The sequence below is a fragment of the Nonomuraea turkmeniaca genome (assembly GCF_005889735.1).
GTDB lineage: Bacteria > Actinomycetota > Actinomycetes > Streptosporangiales > Streptosporangiaceae > Nonomuraea > Nonomuraea turkmeniaca.
This window is the reverse complement of record NZ_VCKY01000233.1, coordinates 1-16,879: the sequence shown is the minus strand read 5'-3', so window position 1 is coordinate 16,879 and position 16,879 is coordinate 1. Positions and strand designations below refer to the sequence as shown.

The window sequence follows — 16,879 nt, the reverse complement described above, 5'->3', positions numbered from 1 at the left end:
AGATGTGTATAAGAGAAAGCCACCACCACTGCGGACAGCGTGATCCACAGCGTCTTCCCGCGGCGGGGCCGCTCCCGGACGGTCGTGTGCGGCCGGCCGGCGGTCGGATACGCCTGGCTCTCGCTCGTCGTCTGCTGTGGGGCGGGCACGTGGCCGGGGCCGCGGGCGAGGACCGCTTGGCCGGAACCGCTGGAGGCGTTGACGGCGACTTCGTGCAGCAGCCTGGCGGCCTCCTCCGCCGGCATCCGCGTGCCCGGGTCGCGTCGTAGCAACCCCATGATGACCGGTGCGAGCGCCCCGGCCCGCGCCGCCGGCTCGGGCTCGTCCCGCAGCACGGCCGCCACCGTCGCGGCCCACGAGTCACGCTTGAACGGCGGCTCGCCCTCGACGGCCGCGTACAACGTCGCGCCCAGTGACCACAGGTCGGACTCCGGCCTGGCCGGCTCGCCGTTGAGCCGCTCGGGTGGCATGTACGCGGGCGTGCCCACCAGCCCCCCGCTCGCCGTCAGCCCCGCCTCGGCCTCCAGGGAGGCGATGCCGAAGTCGGTCAGCACGACCCGGCCGTCGTCGGCCAGGAGCACGTTCTCCGGCTTCACGTCGCGGTGCAGCACCCCGGTGGCGTGCGCGGCCCGCAGGGCGTCCAGCACCCGCCCGCCGATCATCGCGACCTGGCCGGCCCGCAGCGGCCCCTGCTCGCGCACCACCTGCGCCAGCGAGCGGGAGCGGACGAGCTGCATGACGATCCACGGGCGGCCGTCCTCCTCGACGACGTCGTGGACGACCACCACCGAGGGGTGGTCCAGGCGGCCCGCCGCCCTGGCCTCCCTGATGGTCCGGCGGTTGAGCTCGGCTCGCTTGGCCTCGCCGACGCCCGCGTAGCGGACCTCCTTGATCGCCACGGTGCGGTCGAGCAGCTCGTCGTAGGCACGCCAGACCACGCCCATGCCGCCCTCGCCGAGCGGCTCGATGAGCCTGTAACGGTTGCCGACCTGCACGTCGAAAGCTTACTTGGCTGGTTTGAACGTCGCGCAGAACCCCTCGAAGAGGTCGTAGTCCCTCTTCCAGTGGCTGTTCAGCGTGTGCCAGTAGATGGCGTACGCCCGCCCGTTGTCAGTGACGAAGCCCCGGTTGCGCACCCGGGTCTTGCCGGTGTTGGTGTTCCAGGTGAAGTCCCAGTCCGCGGCGGCCTTCATGTAGTCGACCTTCTTGATGTCGAGCAACTTGTAGCCGCCGAAGTTGTGCTTGAGCGAGGGCTCCTGCTTCTTCCAGTCCTTGTACGGGTCCGTGCCCGGGTCCTTGGCCTCCTCGATCAGGAGGTAGGCGTTGGAAGCGGCGCCCGGACCCTTGAACCTGACCTGCATCCCGCTGCGGGTCCACACCTTCCAGCCCTTGGGCAGCCCGATGGAGAAGCCCAGCTTCTTGTCCTCGTACATCTTCCAGCCGGCCGGCAGCGGGTCGGCCTCCTTCGTGGGGCTCGGGCTGGGGCTCTCGGTGGCCGACGGGCTCGGGGCGGTGCTCGGCGACGTGGACGCGGTGGCGGAGGGCGGCTGGGTGGCGTTCGGCGAGGCCGGGGAGGACGTCGCGGTGTCCGCCGCCGCCTGCTGCGACCGGCTGGGCTGCGGCGTGCTGTCCTCAGGAGCCGACCGCAGGCCGAGGTAGCCGCCCACGCCGGCGACGAGCAGGACCGCCGCGGCCGCCGCGATGACCGGTCCTGGGCGCCGCGCGTCGGGCCGGCCCGCGTCGATCGTGGACCCGGAGTGCCCGGGCAGCGGCTCCGGCCTGGCGGTCGCCGGGGTGAGCCGCGCGCCGGTCTCGGGCACGGCCGCAGGGGCCGGGGCGAGGTTGGGGTCGGTCGGGGTGTCGTCCTCGGCCGGTTCCTGGCGTGCCGCGGGCTGGTACGGCGGTCTGCGAGGCTTGACCGGGACGGTCGCCTTACGCGGCTTGGCCGGCTTCACCTCCAGCTGCTGGGCCGCGGGGAACTGAGCGGTCGGCGCCGGGCTCGACTGCGCGATGGCGCCGCGCAGCAGTCGCGCGGCCTCCTCGTGCGTGAGCCGCTGCACCGGCTCTTTCCGCAGCAACCCGCTGATCACCTCGGTCAGCGGGCCGGCGTTCCGCGGGGGATCCGGCTCGTCGGTCAGCACGGCGTGCATGGTCGCCAGTGCCATGCCGCGCTCGTGCGGCGAGCGGCCCTCAACGGCCGTGTACAGCGTGGCGCCCAGCGACCACAGGTCGGACTCGCGCCGCGCGGGCAGCCCCTTGAGCCGCTCGGGCGCGATGAACGCCGGCGTGCCCGCCAGCCCCGTCACCGTCAGCTGCGTCTCGGTCTCCAGAGTGGCGATGCCGAAGTCGGTGAGCACCACCCGGCCGTCGTCGGCCAGCAGCACGTTCTCGGGCTTGACGTCGCGGTGCAGCACACCCGCCTCGTGGGCGCGGTGCAGCGCGTCCAGCACCGCCAGGCCGATCTCGGCCACCCGCTTGGGCTGCAGCGGCCCGTCCTGCTTGATCACGGCGCCCAGCGAACGCGACTGGACGAGCTGCATGACGATCCAGGGACGGCCGTCCTCCTCGATCACGTCGTGCACGACGATCACGTTCGGATGCTCGAATCTGGCCGCCGCCCTCGCCTCGCGCATCGTGCGCCGGTTCAGGAGCTGCACTTCCTCGCCCAGGGCGGCCGCGTACCTGACCTCCTTGACCGCGACCGTGCGGTCAAGGAGCTCGTCGTGGGCTCGCCAGACGATGCCCATCCCGCCCTTGCCGATGGGTTCCTGCAGCTGGTAGCGGCCGGCGATGCGACGTCCAGCCTGCTTCCGATCCGACATCAACGGCCTCAAACCCTCCCTCTCGGCCAAGAAATACTCCCATAGCGAGGGATCAACGGCGACTCGCCAGAAGGCCAGTCCGTCATGTGAGAACTACCGTCCAGCAGGTGGAGGGGTGGGGTAGGGTGCTGAATATGACTTGTCGCCACGCGTTTATCGAGCCGGCTCCGGGAGGGCCGGTCGTCCGCTAGCGACCACCTGGAGTCGGCATGAGGCAGAGACGCCCCGTCTCTGCCTTTTTGGTTTTCCCGCCGGCTTCAGGGAGCCGGCCCGAAGGTGGAGTCGAGGATGTCATCGACATTGGAACGGCACGCGGTCGCCGTCGGAGATCTGCTCGTGGGCGACGGGCCCGCCGTGGTGATCGGCGGCAGGGTGAGCCTGCGGGCTCATGGCGGGCGGGCGGACGCGTACGAGGTGCTGCGGGATCGGGTCACGCTGGCGGAGCCGTACTCGGCCGCGGACTTGCCGGCGATCGCCGAGCTGGCGGACGCCGTGGTGGTGGGGGCCTCGTGGACGCGCGACATCCCGCTGGTCCGCGCGGCGGCCGGGCTCGGGCTGCCGGTGGTGGTCGAGCGGCGGGCGTCGGCGTCGGTGGAGGAATGGCTGGGCCTGGCCGACTACTGCGCGGGCGAGGGCGACGGCCGGGTGATCCTCTGCGAGGGAGCTCGGGGCGGCCGGCCCGACCTGGGCTTGATGAGGGCGGCCCAGAGCATCTCGGGCCGGCCGGTCCTGGCCGACGTGTCCGGCGACATCGAGTTGTCGGCGGCCGCGGTGGCGGCCGGCGCCGACGGCCTGATCATCGACGGCCCGGGTCCCGGGTCGGCCGCGGACCCGCTGACGGCCCTGCGGGTGGCGGAGGAGGCCGTGACCGTCGTCGGGGCGCTGCTGCGCCCCGAGGCGCCCGCCACGTTGCCGGAGTGCCGCGCGGCGATCGACCGCGTGGACGCCGCCCTGGCCACCCTCCTCGAACGCCGTGCCGAGCTGGCGGGCATCGTGCAACGCATCAAGCCGGTCGGCGGGTTCGCGGGACGGGACATGGGGCGGGAGCGTGCCCTGGTGGCGCGGATGGCCCTGCGCGCGCCCTCGCTCGGGGAGGCGCGTCTCGCCCCCATCATGAACGCGGTGATCGAGGCGGGCCTCCACCTGGCCGAGGAACGCGCGTCCCAGTAGACGGCCGGGCGCCGTACAGGGTGCGCCGAGCCGGCCGGGCGGCCCGATGGTGTTGTCAGGGGCGCGGTGGCCCGCACGGTCACGGGGTGGAGAGGTGGATGTTGTTCATGGGGCGACCGGGGCCGGCGGCGATCTGCTTCGTGATCAGGTCGGCGAAGCGGCGGTAGCCGTCGCCCGTCGGGTGGTAGCTGCGAGCGTTGATCTTGAGCTCGTCCATGTCCAGGTGCAGCCCGTTCAGGTACGGTTGCGGCTGCCCCACCTCATGCCCCGTGAACGCCTCGTACGCGTCCAGGTACTCGACGCTCCCCGGCCCCTGGAACGCCGCGATCGCCCGGTCGAACTCGGCCGCCACCGCCCCCACCGCGTCGTTGAGCCGCCGGGTCATCCCGTTCAGCCACCGCTGGTCCTCGACGGTGAGGTTGTCCACGGAGGCCGCAGGATCCTGAGGGAACGGCCGGGGGTAGCCGAGCACGATGATCCGGGCGCTGGGCGCCCGCACGCGCAGCTCGCGCAGGACCTTGGACATGTCGGTACGCAGCCGCTCGATGCGGCGGACCACGGCCGCGTCCTGGTCGACGCAGGCCGACGACCACGGCAGCTTGGCGATGCAGGCCGTCAGGACCTTGGTGAAGCCGGCGTCGTTGCCGCCGATGCTCAGCGTCACCAGGCTCGTGGACGGGCCCACCCGGGTGATCTGCGGCTGGTGGCCGTACTGGCCGGAGAAGAGCTGGCCGGTGGTGGCGCCGCTGCAGGCGTAGAAGGCGGTGCCGCCGCCGAAGCGGTAGGCCTGGGCGACCAGCGGCACGTAGGAGCCCGTGGCGCGGTGGCAGCGGTCGGCTCCGTCGTTGAGCGGCCGTTTGTCCAGCTCGTAGACGCCCTCGCCGGAGGAGAAGGAGTCGCCGAGCGCGACGTACGTGCCGCTCTGCGCGACCTGCACCGGCGTCTGCCGGACCGCCTGGGGTAACGCGCCGCGCGGCGCCCCGCCGCCGGGGCAGCCCGCGTCCAGGACGGCGCAGGCCAGCTTCGGGTAGACGCCCAAAGGCAGGAACACCAGGGCGAGCGCGACGCCGACGGCCGCGGCGGCGGCGATGCGGATGACGGTGCGCCGTCTTGACTCCTCCAGCGCTGCCTCCCCCCGGAACGGCGACTCCATCGAGGGTAACCCGGCGATCATCGCACCGCGTTCGCCACGCGCCGCCGCCTGACGACCAGCCAGCCCCCCGCGATGGCCACGACCAGCGCGGGGATCAGGAAGAACGCGACCCGCTGATCGCGGTCGGCGAACGGCATCAGCAGCACCACCAGCGCCAGGAAGCCGAGTGTCAGCCAGTTCGTGTAGGGCGAGCCCGGCATGGGGAACGCCGAGAGGTGCCCCGACCGCCGCAGCCGGGTCTGGCAGTAGACCAGCACGCCCCAGGTGGTGATCACACCGAGCGAGGCCACGGCGGTGGCGATGTTGAACGCCCGCTCCGGCAGGAAGTAGAAGAGCGCCACCCCCGCCAGGAACGTGGACGCGGTGAACACGATGCCGCCGATCGGGACGTGACGGGCGCTGAGCGCCCCGGCGAAGCGCGGCGCCTCGCTCTTCATGGCCATCGAACGCAGGATCCGGCCGGTCGCGTACAGGCCCGAGTTGCAGGACGACATCGCGGCCGTGATCACGACGAGGTTCATGGCGTCGGCCGCCCACGGCACCCCCAGCCCGGAGAAGACGGTCACGAAGGGCGAGACACCCGCCCGGTACGCGGTCCACGGCAGCACCATGGCGAGCAGCGCCACCGACCCCACGTAGAAGATCGCGATGCGCCACACCACGCCGTTGATCGCCTTCGGCATCACCTCGCGCGGCTTGGCCGTCTCGCCCGCCGTGATGCCGACCAGCTCGATCGACGCGTACGCGAACACCACCGACTGCAGGCTCATCAGCACGAGCGGGAACCCGGTCGGGGCGAAGCCACCGTGCGCGACCAGGTTGTGCGGCCCCGCCTCGCCGATCGCGAAGACCACGAGCACCAGTCCCACCACGAGGAAGACCGTGATCGCCACGACCTTCAGCATGGCGAACCAGAACTCCAGCTCACCGAACAGCCGGACCGACAGCAGGTTGACCGTCAGCACGAACCCCAGCGCGATCAGCGCCGTCACCCATTGGGGGAACGCCGGCGCCCAGTAGTGGATGTACGCGGCGATCGCGGTCAGCTCGGCGATGCCGGTGAACGCCCAGTTGACCCAGTACATCCAGCCGCTGGCGAACGCCGCCCACGGGCCGATGAACTCGCTGGCGTACTCCACGAACGACCCCGACACCGGCCGGTAGAGCACCAGCTCACCCAGCGCCCGCATCACGAAGAACGCGGCCAGCCCGGCGGTGGCGTACGAGAGCACCAGGGCGGGCCCGGTGGCGGCCAGCCGCCCTCCGGCCCCGAGGAACAGGCCCACCCCGATCGCCCCGCCGATCGCGATCATCTGGACCTGCCGGTTGCCCAGCGCGTGCGTGTACCCCTCGTCCGTTTGTGTGCGCATTGAGTGTCTCCTCCAATACTCTCCGTGACTGAGACGATATCGGTGCTGGTCACCGCGCCGATCCCCGGCACGCCGGTCCGGCTGATGGCGCCGGTCAGCCCCGGAATGTCGGTCCGGGCCACTAGAGTCGGAGTGCACCGGATACATCTTCAGACCGGGAGGCGCCGCTCCATGCCGTCCGACTCGTTCGTGCATCTGCATGTGCATACGGAGTATTCGATGCTCGACGGTGCCGCCCGTCTGAAGCAGATGTTCAAGCAGGTCGGCGAGCTGGGCATGCCGGCGATCGCGATCACCGACCACGGCAACATGCACGGCGCCTACGACTTCTACAAGCAGGCGACCGGCGCCGGCATCAAGCCGATCATCGGCATCGAGGCGTACGTCGCGCCGGAAAGCCGCCACAACAAGCGCCCGGTGTTGTGGGGCGAGCCGCACCAGAAGAAGGACGACGTCTCGGCGGGCGGCTACTACACCCACATGACGATCTGGGCCCGCGACAAGACGGGCCTGCACAACCTGATGAAGCTCAGCTCGCGTGCCTATACCGAGGGCTTCGTCCGCAAGTGGGCGCGCATGGACGCCGATCTCCTCGCCGAGCACGCCGACGGCCTGATGGCCACGACCGGCTGCCCGTCGGGCGAGGTGCAGACGCGGCTGCGGCTCGGCCAGTACGACGAGGCGGTCAAGGCCGCGGCGAAATTCCAGGAGATCTTCGGCAAGGACAACTTCTACCTGGAGATCATGGACCACGGCCTCGACATCGAGCGCCGCGTCCGCGACGGGCTGACCAGGATCAGCAGAGAGCTCGACATTCCGCCGCTGGTCACCAACGACTCGCACTACACCTACGAGTCCGACGCCGCCTCCCACGACGCCCTCCTGTGCATCCAGACCGGCAAGCAGCTGTCGGACCCCGACAGGTTCCGCTTCGACGGCACCGGCTACTACATCAAGGACGCCGACGAGATGCGCGCGGTCGACTCCTCCGACCTGTGGGCGGAGGGCTGCCGCAACACGCTGCTGGTGGCGGAGAAGGTCGACCCGGCCGGCTTCTTCGAGCACAAGAACCTCATGCCGACCTTCCCCGTCCCGGACGGCATGACCGAGGAGCAGTTCTTCCGCCGGGAGGTCTGGAAGGGGCTCGAGCGCCGCTTCCCCGAAGGGGTGGACGACGAGCACCGCGAGTGGGCGGAAAAGGAGCTGCGGGTCATCATCCAGATGGGGTTCCCGAGCTACTTCCTCGTGGTCGCCGACTTCATCATGTGGGCCAAGAACAACGGCATCCGCGTCGGCCCCGGCCGTGGCTCGGCGGCCGGCTCGCTGGTGGCGTACGCGCTGGGCATCACCGACCTCGACCCGATCCCGCACGGCCTGATCTTCGAGCGCTTCCTCAACCCCGAGCGCGTGTCCATGCCCGACGTCGACATCGACTTCGACGAGCGCAGGCGCGGCGACGTGATCAGATACGTCACCGAGAAGTGGGGCGCCGACAAGGTCGCCATGATCGCCACGTTCGGCACCATCAAGGCCAAGGCCGCCATCAAGGACGCGGGCCGCGTCCTGGGCTACCCGTACGCGCTGGGAGACAAGGTCTCCAAGGCGTTCCCGCCCGCCGTCATGGGCAAGGACATCCCGCTGTCGGGCATCTTCGACAAGGACCACCCGCGTTACGCCGAGGCCGGCGAGCTGCGCAGGCTCTACGAGGAGGACGTCGACGTCAAGGCGACGATGGACCTCGGCAAGGGTCTGGAGGGCCTGATCAGGCAGACCGGCGTGCACGCCGCCGGCGTGATCATGTCGGCCGAGGTGCTGACCGACTACATCCCGGTCATGCGCCGCGACTCCGACGGCGCGATCATCACGCAGTTCGACTATCCGACCTGCGAGACGCTCGGCCTGCTGAAGATGGACTTCCTGGGCCTTCGTAACCTCACGATCATCGACGACTGCCTGAAGATGATCGAGGGCACCACCGGCGAGCGGATCGACCTGCTGAAGCTGCCGCTGGACGACCGCAAGTCCTACGAGCTGCTGGCCAGGGGCGACACACTCGGCATCTTCCAGCTGGACGGCGGGGGCATGCGCTCGCTCATGCGGCTCATGCGCCCCGACAACTTCGAGGACATCTCCGCCGCCCTCGCGCTCTACCGTCCCGGCCCGATGGGCGCCAACTCGCACACCAACTACGCGCTGCGCAAGAACGGCCAGCAGGAGATCACCCCGATCCACCCCGAGCTGGAGGAGCCGCTCAAGGAGATCCTGTCCACGACCCACGGCCTGATCGTCTATCAGGAGCAGGTCATGGCCATCGCACAGAAGGTCGCCGGCTACTCGCTGGGCGGCGCCGACCTGCTGCGCCGCGCGATGGGCAAGAAGAAGAAGGCGGAGCTGGACAAGCAGTTCGAGTTCTTCGAAAAAGGCATGAAGGACAACGGCTTCTCCGCCGCGGCCATCAAGGCGCTGTGGGACATCCTGCTGCCGTTCTCCGACTACGCGTTCAACAAGGCCCACACCGCCGGCTACGGCCTCGTCGCCTACTGGACGGCGTATCTCAAGGCCAACCACCCGGCCGCCTACATGGCCGCGCTGCTGTCGTCCGTGAAGGACGACAAGGACAAGTCGGCCCTCTACCTCAACGAGTGCCGCCGCATGGGCATCAAGGTGTTCCCGCCGGACGTCAACGACTCCGACTTCGACTTCACCCCGCGCGGCACCGACATCCGCTTCGGCCTGTCGGCCGTCCGCAACGTCGGCGCCAACGTCGTCGACGGCATCATCGCCGCCCGCAAGGAGAAGGGCCGCTTCGCCGACTTCAAGGACTTCCTGCGCAAGGTGCCGGCACTCGCCTGCAACAAGCGCGTGATCGAGTCGCTGATCAAGGCCGGCGCCTTCGACTCGCTCGGCCACGTGCGCAAGGGCCTGGTCATGGTGCACGAGCAGGCCGTCGACGCGATCATCGACATCAAGAGGAACGAGGCCATCGGCCAGGACTCGTTGTTCGGCGGGATCGACGGCGGCGAGGACCAGACGTTCGACGTGCAGATCCCGCCGGGGGAGTGGGACAAGACCACGCTGCTGCAGTTCGAGCGGGAGATGCTCGGCCTCTACGTGTCCGACCATCCGCTGTTCGGCGTCGAGCACATCCTGGCGGCCGGCGCCGACTGCTCGATCGCCGCCCTCCAGGACGACAGCCGGCCCGACGGGCAGATCGTGACCGTGGGCGGCATCCTGAGCGGCGTGCAGCGCAAGGTCACCAAGAAGGGCGACACGTGGGTGCTGACCCAGCTGGAGGACCTCGAAGGTGCGATCGAGGTGATGGTCTTCCCGTCGGCGTACCAGCTGTGCGCGACGCTCCTGGCCGAGGACGCGATCGTGTTCGTCAAGGGGCGGATCGACAAGCGGGAGGACGTCGGCAAGATCATCGCCATGGAGGTGACGGCGCCGGACCTGACGCAGGAGGCGGGCGGGCCGCTGCTGGTGAGCCTGCCGCTGACCCGCTGCACCCCTCCAGTCGTGAGCCGGCTCAAGGAGATCCTCACCGCCCACCCGGGCACGTCGGAGGTCCACCTGCAGGTCCACAACGGGCCGAAGACGACCGTGATGCGCGTGGACGATCGGCTGCGGGTGACTCCATCGCCTGCGCTGATGGGCGACCTGAAGCAACTTCTCGGTCCCGCCTGCCTCGGGGCTTGAGCCGGCCGGGCCCGGATCTGTGATCTCCCCCGTGGGGGAGCCCTTCTCGCGATCCTGGAGGCGAGCCGTCCTAGTGCCGGCGGCGGCGCAGGGGCCACTCTTGGGACGGGGCGGACGGGGCACGGCCGAGCAGCCACTGCAGGAGCCTGCGGTGCCGCTTGGCGAAGGCGCGATCGCCGCGCTGCTTCTCGCGCTGCTCCTCCTCCGCCAGGGCCTCCTTGAGCCCAGGTGTGTGGCCGCCGCCGAAGCGTGACTTGTCCGGCCCCGGGAAGCCCCGGGGCTCGACGCGGCGCAGTGCGGGCCGCATCGACTCCACCCAGATCGGCCCCGGCAGCGACGCTCCCTGCACCGAGCCGTAGTACTGGTCCCCGATCTGCACCCCCTGCAGCGGGAAGCGGTAGGAGCCGCGGATGTCCCCGACGCTGACCGCCGCCGCCAGCTGCGGCGTGTAGCCGGCGAACCAGGCCGAGGTGTAGCCGTTGTTGGTGCCCGTCTTGCCGGCGGCGGGCCGGTCGAGGCCCTGCCCCTTCATGGTGCCCTTGTCGAACACCCCCTCCAGCACATGGTTGACCGCGTCGGCGACCGGCCGCTCGATGGCCCGTTCACAGGCGGGTGGCACGTGCGTACGCCGCCCGTCCCTCCCGGTGATCTCCATGATGGCCAGCGGCCGGCAGTAGACCCCGCGGGCGGCGAACGCCGCGAACGACGCCGCCACCGTCACGGGGTCCATCTCGTTGACCCCCAGCGTGAACGTCGGCACCTCACGCAGCGGCTTCCCGTCGGCCCGTACGGCCCCGAGCGCCTTGGCGGTCTTCACCACGTTGCAGAGCCCGACTTTGCGCTCCAGCATCATGTAGAAGATGTTCACCGACTTCCAGGTGCCGGTCTCGATGCTGTGCGGCCCGCCCGAGCCCTCGCCGCTGGCGTTCAGCACGCGCGTGTCGGGGTCGTTGACCGGCCGGCCCGCGCAGTTGCGGTAACCCTGGCCGGGCACCAGCTCCCCCGGCGTCTGGAAGCCGTCGCCGAACCTCCAGCCCTGCATCAGCGCGGTGGCCAGGGTGAACACCTTGAACGTGGACCCGGCCTGAAAACCCTGCCCGCCGCCGTGCGCCACGTCGGCGGGCAGGTTGAACGTGGTCCTGGGGCCGTTCTTGCGGTTGCCGGGGTTGCGGCCGAACTGTTTGCTGGCCGCCATCGCCCTGATGCGCCCCGTCCCGGGCTCCACCATGGCCTCGGCGGCCACCTCGGTGTCCTCGGGGTGCACGTGGCGCTTGATGGCCTGCTCGGCGGCGTGCTGCGCGATCGGATCGAGGCTGGTCCTGATCACCAGCCCGCCCCTGGCCATCCTGGCCCGCCGCTGGGCCGCGGTGTTGCCGAACGCCGGGTTGGACAGGAGCTCATGCTTCACGTACAGGCAGTAGAACGGGTAGGCGCTCTGCTCGCAGCCGCCGGGCTCCGGTTTGAGCTTGAGGTCGAGAGGCGAGCGTTTGGCGTTCGCCGCCTCCTGCTGGGTGATCAGCTCGAGCCCGGCCATGCGGTCCAGCACGAGGTCCCGCCGCTCCCGCAGCCGCGCCCGGTGCGCCGTGCCGAGCGAGGGGTCGGTCGAGTACGGCATCCGCACCGCCCCCGCCAACGTGGCCGCCTGGGTGAGGGTCAGTCGGGAGGCCGACGTGGAGAAGAAGCGACGGGCCGCCGCCTGCACGCCGTGCGCGCCGGCGCCGAAGTAGGCGATGTTCAGGTACCGCTCCAGGATCTCGTCCTTGCGGTACTTGCGTTCGAGCGCCATGGCGTACCGCAGTTCGGTGATCTTGCGGGCCAGGTTCGGCGCACGGGCCCGGTCGCGTTCGGCTTCGGTGCGGGCGTTCTCCACCAGGATGTTCTTGACGAGCTGCTGGGTCAGGGATGAGCCGCCCTGCCGGATGCCGCCTGCCTGGGTGTTGGTGAGCAGCGCGCGGAAGGTGCCTCGGACGTCGAGGCCGCCGTGCTCGTAGAAGCGCGCGTCCTCGATGGCCACGATCGCCTTGCGCATCACCGGCGCGACCGCGCCGAGCCGGACGGCCGTCCGGTTCGCCTCGTAGAACTGGGCGAACGGCCGGCCATCCTTGTCCAGCAGCCTGGTCACCTGCGCGAGCGGCTCCTCGCGCGGGGCGGGCGGCAGATCGACGAAGGTGTTCGCGACGTTCTTGGCAGCGAGGCCGCCCCCGCTCACCACGGGCGCGGCCAGCCCCGCCGCGAGCACCCCGCCGACCGCCCCGGCCAGCCCGAGTCCGCCGACGGATTTGAGTACGGTCACTCAGAAGATCTGCAACCGCCCGAACACCGGCAAACGCCCGGTTCCTACCTCTTTACTTGTGCCTGCGAATGTTCAGACCGAGGGACGCGAACTGCTCGAACGGCCGGTGGTAGCCGCGCTCGATATGGTGCACGCCCCGCAGCGTGGAGGGCCCGTCGGCCACCGCGGCCGCCAGCACCGCCGAGAACCCGGCCCGGATGTCGGGCAGTGTCACGTCGGCGCCCTTGAGCCTGGACACGCCGCGCACGACCGCCGAGTGCCGGGCGTTGGTGTCGTGGTAGCGGCACGCGGGGCCGCCCAGACACTGGTCGAACACCTCGATCTCGCAGCCCATCTTCTGCAGCGCGGGCACGTACACCAGACGGTTCTCGAAGACCGTCTCGTGCAGGACGGACATGCCCTGGCTCTGCGTGAACAGCACCATGAGCGGCGTCTGCCAGTCCGTCATGAACCCGGGGTGGGTGTCGGTCTGCACGGCCGCCGCACGCAGCCCCTCCGGTGGCGCGGTGGCGCACAGGTACTCGTCGTTGATGTCGAACTGGGCGCCCATCCTGGCCAGCGTGGTGATCGCGGTGACCAGGCGGTCCTGCGGGCAGCCGTGCACCCGCACCTCTCCGCCGGTGACCAGCCCCGCCGCCAGGTAGGAGAACGCCTCGATCCGGTCGCCGGTCAGCCAGGTGGAGGCGCCGCGTAGTCGTTCGACGCCCTCGATGACGATCCTGCGGTCGGGCGAGAGCTCGATCCGGGCCCCCATCCGCTGCAGGAACAACGCCAGCTCCACCACTTCGGGCTCCATGGCGGCGTTCTTGAGCACGGTCTTGCCCTCGGCCAGCACCGCAGACATCAGCACCGTCTCGGTGGCGCCCACGCTCGGGTAGGGCAGCTCGAGCCTGACGCCGTTGAGGCGTTTGGCCTTGGCGTAGATGCCGGTGTCGCCGACCTCGACCTCGGCGCCCATCGCGCGCAGGGCCTCCACGTGGAAGTTCACCGGCCGCCGGCCGATCGGGTCGCCGCCGACCAGCGGGACGAACGCCTCCCCCGCCAGGTGCAGCAACGGCCCGAGCATGAGGATGGGGATGCGGTTGAGCCCCGTGAACGCGTCGGGCACCCGCGGCTCGATCTCTGGGCCGCGCTCGATCCTGATCTCCGAACCGGAGATCCGGACGTGGATGCCGAGCGCTTCCAGCATGGCGGCGGTGATGCCGACCTCGCCCACCTCAGGGGCGTTGTGGATGCTGCTCTCTCCGCTGCCGAGCATGGCGGCGACCATGTGCTTGGACACGCCGTTCTTGGAACCGCGCACTTCGACGTCCCCCCGGAGCGGACCGGAGGGTTCTATCAGCCAGACCTCTTCTTGCATCACGAAGCGAGCCTAACTGGGGGATACCATCAAGCTGATTCGGACGTACTTGTGAAGGGGAGTGGCGTGACGAGGGAAGTACGCGCTTTTGCGGTGACTGTCCTCACAATCGCCACTTTGGGGCTCGGGGCCGGACTGCTCTGGTCGGGCGTGTCGCCGCGGGCTCCGTACCAGATCACCGAGCAAGGGCTGGTGCTGGCCGACCCGGCCACGCAGGCGCTGATCGCCGCCGACGGCTGGTTCGCCGTGATCACGGGCGGGCTGGGGCTGCTGTGCGGCGGGGTCGCGTGGTTCGCCGGGCGGCAGTGGATGGTGGCCGTGCTGCTCGGGTTGTGCGCGGGCGGGCTGATGGCCGCGGTGCTGACGTTGTGGATCGGGTCCACGTTCACGATCGGGGCGGTCGCGGTGGAGGCCGCGGCGGCGCCCGGAGTGAAGATCGTCCCCGGGGCGCTGAAGCTGACCGCCTCCGGCGTGCTGGTGTCCTGGCCGCTGCTCGCGGTGGGGTTCTTCGGGCTGCTGGAGGGCATGCACGGGTACCGGGAGTCGCCGCTGCGGCAGCCGTACGGGGGGCCGATCTAGAGCGGCGGGCGGCGCAGGCCGTACTGCGTGGCCTGCTCGAACGCGCGCGCCACACGCAGGACCCTGGCGTCGTCGAACGGCCTGCCGACGATCTGCACCCCCACGGGCAGCCCGTCCGGTGTGAACCCGGCCGGGACGGAGGCGGCCGGCGCGTGCAGGACGCTGATCCAGTACGCCGAGCGCATCCACGCGAGATAGTCGGGCAGCCGTTCGCCGTTGATCTCGCTGACGTGGGGATCCTCGACCGGGAACGGCGGCACCTGACTGACGACCGTGATGAGCACGTCGTAGGTGTCGAAGAACGCGGCCATGCGCTGGTAGAGGCGGCTGCGCGCCTGCTCGGCCCGGGCCAGGTCGGCACCGGTGACCTTGCGGCCCTGCTCGACGTTCCACGCGGTGTTGGGCCCGAGCCCGTCCAGGCTCCCGAAGGACAGCACGTAGTTCCATGCCCGATAGGTGCGGAAAGCGTCCTCCGCGTCCGACAGGTCCAGCTCGACCTGCTCCACGCGCGCCCCGAGCCGTTCGAACACGGCAGGCGCGGTGGCGGTGACCGCGGCCGTCCGCGGGTCCACGGGCAGCCCGCCCAGGTCAGGGCTCCACGCGATGCGCAGGCCGGCCACGCCTTCTTCGGGCTCCGGCGCGAAGATCTCCTTGATCGCGTACGGGGAACGCCGGTCGAAGCCCGCGATGGCCCCGAACATCAGCGTGACGTCCTCGACCGTCCGCGCCATCGGCCCGAGGACGGACAGCGTGTACCAGGCGTTGGCGTCGGACACGACCGGCACTCTGCCGGGGGTGGGGCGCAGGCCCACGACGTTGCAGAACGACGCCGGATTACGCAGCGAGCCGCCCATGTCGGAGCCGTCGGCCAGCGGCACCATGCCGGTGGCCAGGGCCGCGGCCGCTCCTCCGCTGCTGCCGCCGGCCGACTTGCTGAGGTCGTAGGGGTTCCTGGTGGCGCCGAAGACCTCGTTGACGGTGTGGGAGCCGGTGCCGAACTCCGGCGTGTTGGTCTTGCCGATGGTGATGGCGCCCGCGGCCCGGAGCCGCTGGACGATCAGGTCGTCCTGACCGGGAACGTTGCCGGCGAAGAGCGGCGAGCCGTAGGTGGTGCGGATGCCGGCGGTGTCGACGAGGTCCTTGTGCGCGACGGGCAGGCCGTGCAGCGGCCCGTCCGGCTCGCGCGCGTCGGCGGCCTTGGCCGCCGCCATGGCCTGCTCGGCGACCAGGGTCACGATGGCGTTGACGCGGGGGTTGACCTCGTCGATGCGGGCGAGGCAGGCCTGGACGACCTCGACGGCGCTCACCTGCCTGCTCCTGATCAGGTGGGCCAGCTCGGTCGCGCTGAGGTAGTGCAGTTCGCTCACCTTGCGATCCTGCCCCACACGTCCGGGATGAGCGATGGCGAGGGTTGCCAGTCGAGGCCCTGCACATCGACGAGAAATCCCATCGTGCTCGCCACACGGGGAAGGAGCCGGACGGACGCCAACGCAGGATTCCGGCTCTAGGCGTTCTTGCCGATGGGAGCGGTGACGGCCCTGGTGAGCGTGATGAGGTTGTCCGGGGCGGTCTCGATCTGCAACCCCCGCTTACCCGCCGAAAAGTAGATCGTCTCGAAGTCGAGCGCCGAGGAGTCGACCACCGTCGGCAGCTGCTTCCGCTGGCCCAGGGGGCTGATGCCGCCCACGACGTAGCCGGTCACCCGCTCCACCTTCGCCGCGTCCGCCATCGCCGCACGCTTGCTGTTGAGCGCGCTGGCCAGCGCCTTGAGATCGAGCTTGCCCGCCACCGGCACCACCGCCACCGCGAGCCCGCTCTCGACCTCCGCCACCAGCGTCTTGAAGATGCGCTCGTACGGGACTCCGAGCGCGTCCGCCGCCTCCTCGCCGTAGGCCTGGGCGGCGGCGTCGTGCTCGTAGGGGTGGAGCGTGAACTCGGCCTTGGCCCTGGTCAGGGCCATGGTGGCCGGGGTGCTGCCCCCTTTGCCTTTCGATTTGCTCACGAGGAACGATTGTAGCGAATCTACAATGTAAAGGTCCGGCCGGGGGTGTACCCGAACGCCCGCCTGAACACGTCGATGAACGCACTCGCCGACGCCCACCCGCAGCGGTGCGCGACGGCGGTCACCGGAACGCCGTCGGCCAGCAGCAGCAGCGCGTGGTGCAGACGGAGCTGGGTGCGCCACTGTGGGAAGCTCATGCCGAGCTCGCGGCGGAACAGCCGGGCGAGCGTGCGCTCGCTGGCGCCGGCCTGCGCGGCCAGCCCCGCGAGGGTGCTGGCGTCGGCGGGGTCACGGTGCAGGATCGCGCAGACGGCCGCCAGCCTGGGATCTTCCGGGGCCGGCAGGTGAAAGGGCTGCTCAGGGGCGCGGTGGAGCCGGTCCAGCAGCACGGCCAGCAACCGCCCACGCTCCCCGTCCTGTCTCTTATACACCTC

The 16,879-nt window shown here is 70.4% G+C and carries 12 protein-coding genes; 3 read left to right on the top strand and 9 right to left on the bottom strand.

Going from position 1 to position 16,879, the window contains the following annotated elements; all coding sequences use genetic code 11:
- A partial coding sequence (locus ETD86_RS43565) for a serine/threonine-protein kinase (protein WP_211370682.1) occupies positions 1–995 on the bottom strand: 995 nt, incomplete at its 3' end.
- A 9-nt stretch (positions 996–1,004) separates the two neighbouring features.
- The gene (locus tag ETD86_RS43560; RefSeq protein WP_138672498.1) at positions 1,005–2,822 is read right to left on the bottom strand and encodes a serine/threonine-protein kinase; all 1,818 of its coding nucleotides are present in this window, start codon (positions 2,820–2,822) and stop codon (positions 1,005–1,007) included.
- A gap of 288 nt (positions 2,823–3,110) precedes the next feature.
- On the opposite strand from ETD86_RS43560, the gene ETD86_RS60385 reads away from it, so the two are divergent.
- Positions 3,111–3,992 (top strand): chorismate mutase, encoded by an 882-nt coding sequence (locus ETD86_RS60385; RefSeq protein WP_138672497.1) that lies wholly within the window; start codon positions 3,111–3,113, stop codon positions 3,990–3,992.
- Between the two features lie 79 nt (positions 3,993–4,071).
- Here ETD86_RS60385 and ETD86_RS43550 read toward each other — a convergent pair whose 3' ends face one another.
- Together ETD86_RS43550 and ETD86_RS43545 are read right to left on the bottom strand one after the other, a co-directional pair.
- The gene (locus ETD86_RS43550; RefSeq protein WP_138672496.1) at positions 4,072–5,166 is read right to left on the bottom strand and encodes an SGNH/GDSL hydrolase family protein; all 1,095 of its coding nucleotides are present in this window, start codon (positions 5,164–5,166) and stop codon (positions 4,072–4,074) included.
- Positions 5,163–6,515, bottom strand: a complete 1,353-nt coding sequence (locus ETD86_RS43545) for an amino acid permease (RefSeq protein WP_138672495.1) — start codon at positions 6,513–6,515, stop codon at positions 5,163–5,165. The genes ETD86_RS43550 and ETD86_RS43545 overlap by 4 nt, the downstream gene beginning before the upstream one ends.
- A gap of 171 nt (positions 6,516–6,686) precedes the next feature.
- Between ETD86_RS43545 and dnaE the strand changes: the two genes are divergently transcribed.
- On the top strand, positions 6,687–10,211 hold the full coding sequence (gene dnaE, locus ETD86_RS43540; RefSeq protein WP_138672501.1) for a DNA polymerase III subunit alpha: 3,525 nt from the start codon (positions 6,687–6,689) through the stop codon (positions 10,209–10,211).
- 70 nt (positions 10,212–10,281) lie between these two features.
- On the opposite strand, the gene ETD86_RS43535 is transcribed toward dnaE, so the two are convergent.
- Together ETD86_RS43535 and murA are read right to left on the bottom strand one after the other, a co-directional pair.
- Entirely contained in the window at positions 10,282–12,504 is a 2,223-nt protein-coding gene (locus tag ETD86_RS43535; protein ID WP_138672494.1) for a transglycosylase domain-containing protein, read from the bottom strand.
- Between the two features lie 52 nt (positions 12,505–12,556).
- Complete coding sequence (gene murA / locus ETD86_RS43530; protein ID WP_138672500.1) at positions 12,557–13,864, bottom strand: UDP-N-acetylglucosamine 1-carboxyvinyltransferase; 1,308 nt, start codon at positions 13,862–13,864, stop codon at positions 12,557–12,559.
- 93 nt (positions 13,865–13,957) lie between these two features.
- On the opposite strand from murA, the gene ETD86_RS43525 reads away from it, so the two are divergent.
- Positions 13,958–14,443 carry a hypothetical protein gene (locus ETD86_RS43525; RefSeq protein ID WP_246149183.1) on the top strand — a complete coding sequence of 162 codons (486 nt, stop codon included), beginning with the start codon at positions 13,958–13,960 and terminating at the stop codon, positions 14,441–14,443.
- On the opposite strand, the gene ETD86_RS43520 is transcribed toward ETD86_RS43525, so the two are convergent.
- The 3 genes from ETD86_RS43520 to ETD86_RS43510 all read right to left on the bottom strand — a co-directional run.
- Positions 14,440–15,810: an amidase gene (locus tag ETD86_RS43520; protein ID WP_138672492.1), complete on the bottom strand. Its 1,371-nt coding sequence runs from the start codon at positions 15,808–15,810 to the stop codon at positions 14,440–14,442. The two genes, ETD86_RS43525 and ETD86_RS43520, sit on opposite strands and share 4 nt — an antisense overlap.
- A gap of 137 nt (positions 15,811–15,947) precedes the next feature.
- Positions 15,948–16,403: a Cys-tRNA(Pro) deacylase gene (gene ybaK / locus ETD86_RS43515; RefSeq protein WP_138672499.1), complete on the bottom strand. Its 456-nt coding sequence runs from the start codon at positions 16,401–16,403 to the stop codon at positions 15,948–15,950.
- A gap of 62 nt (positions 16,404–16,465) precedes the next feature.
- The coding region (locus ETD86_RS43510) for a helix-turn-helix transcriptional regulator (RefSeq protein ID WP_138672491.1) at positions 16,466–16,879 on the bottom strand (414 nt) is incomplete at its 5' end.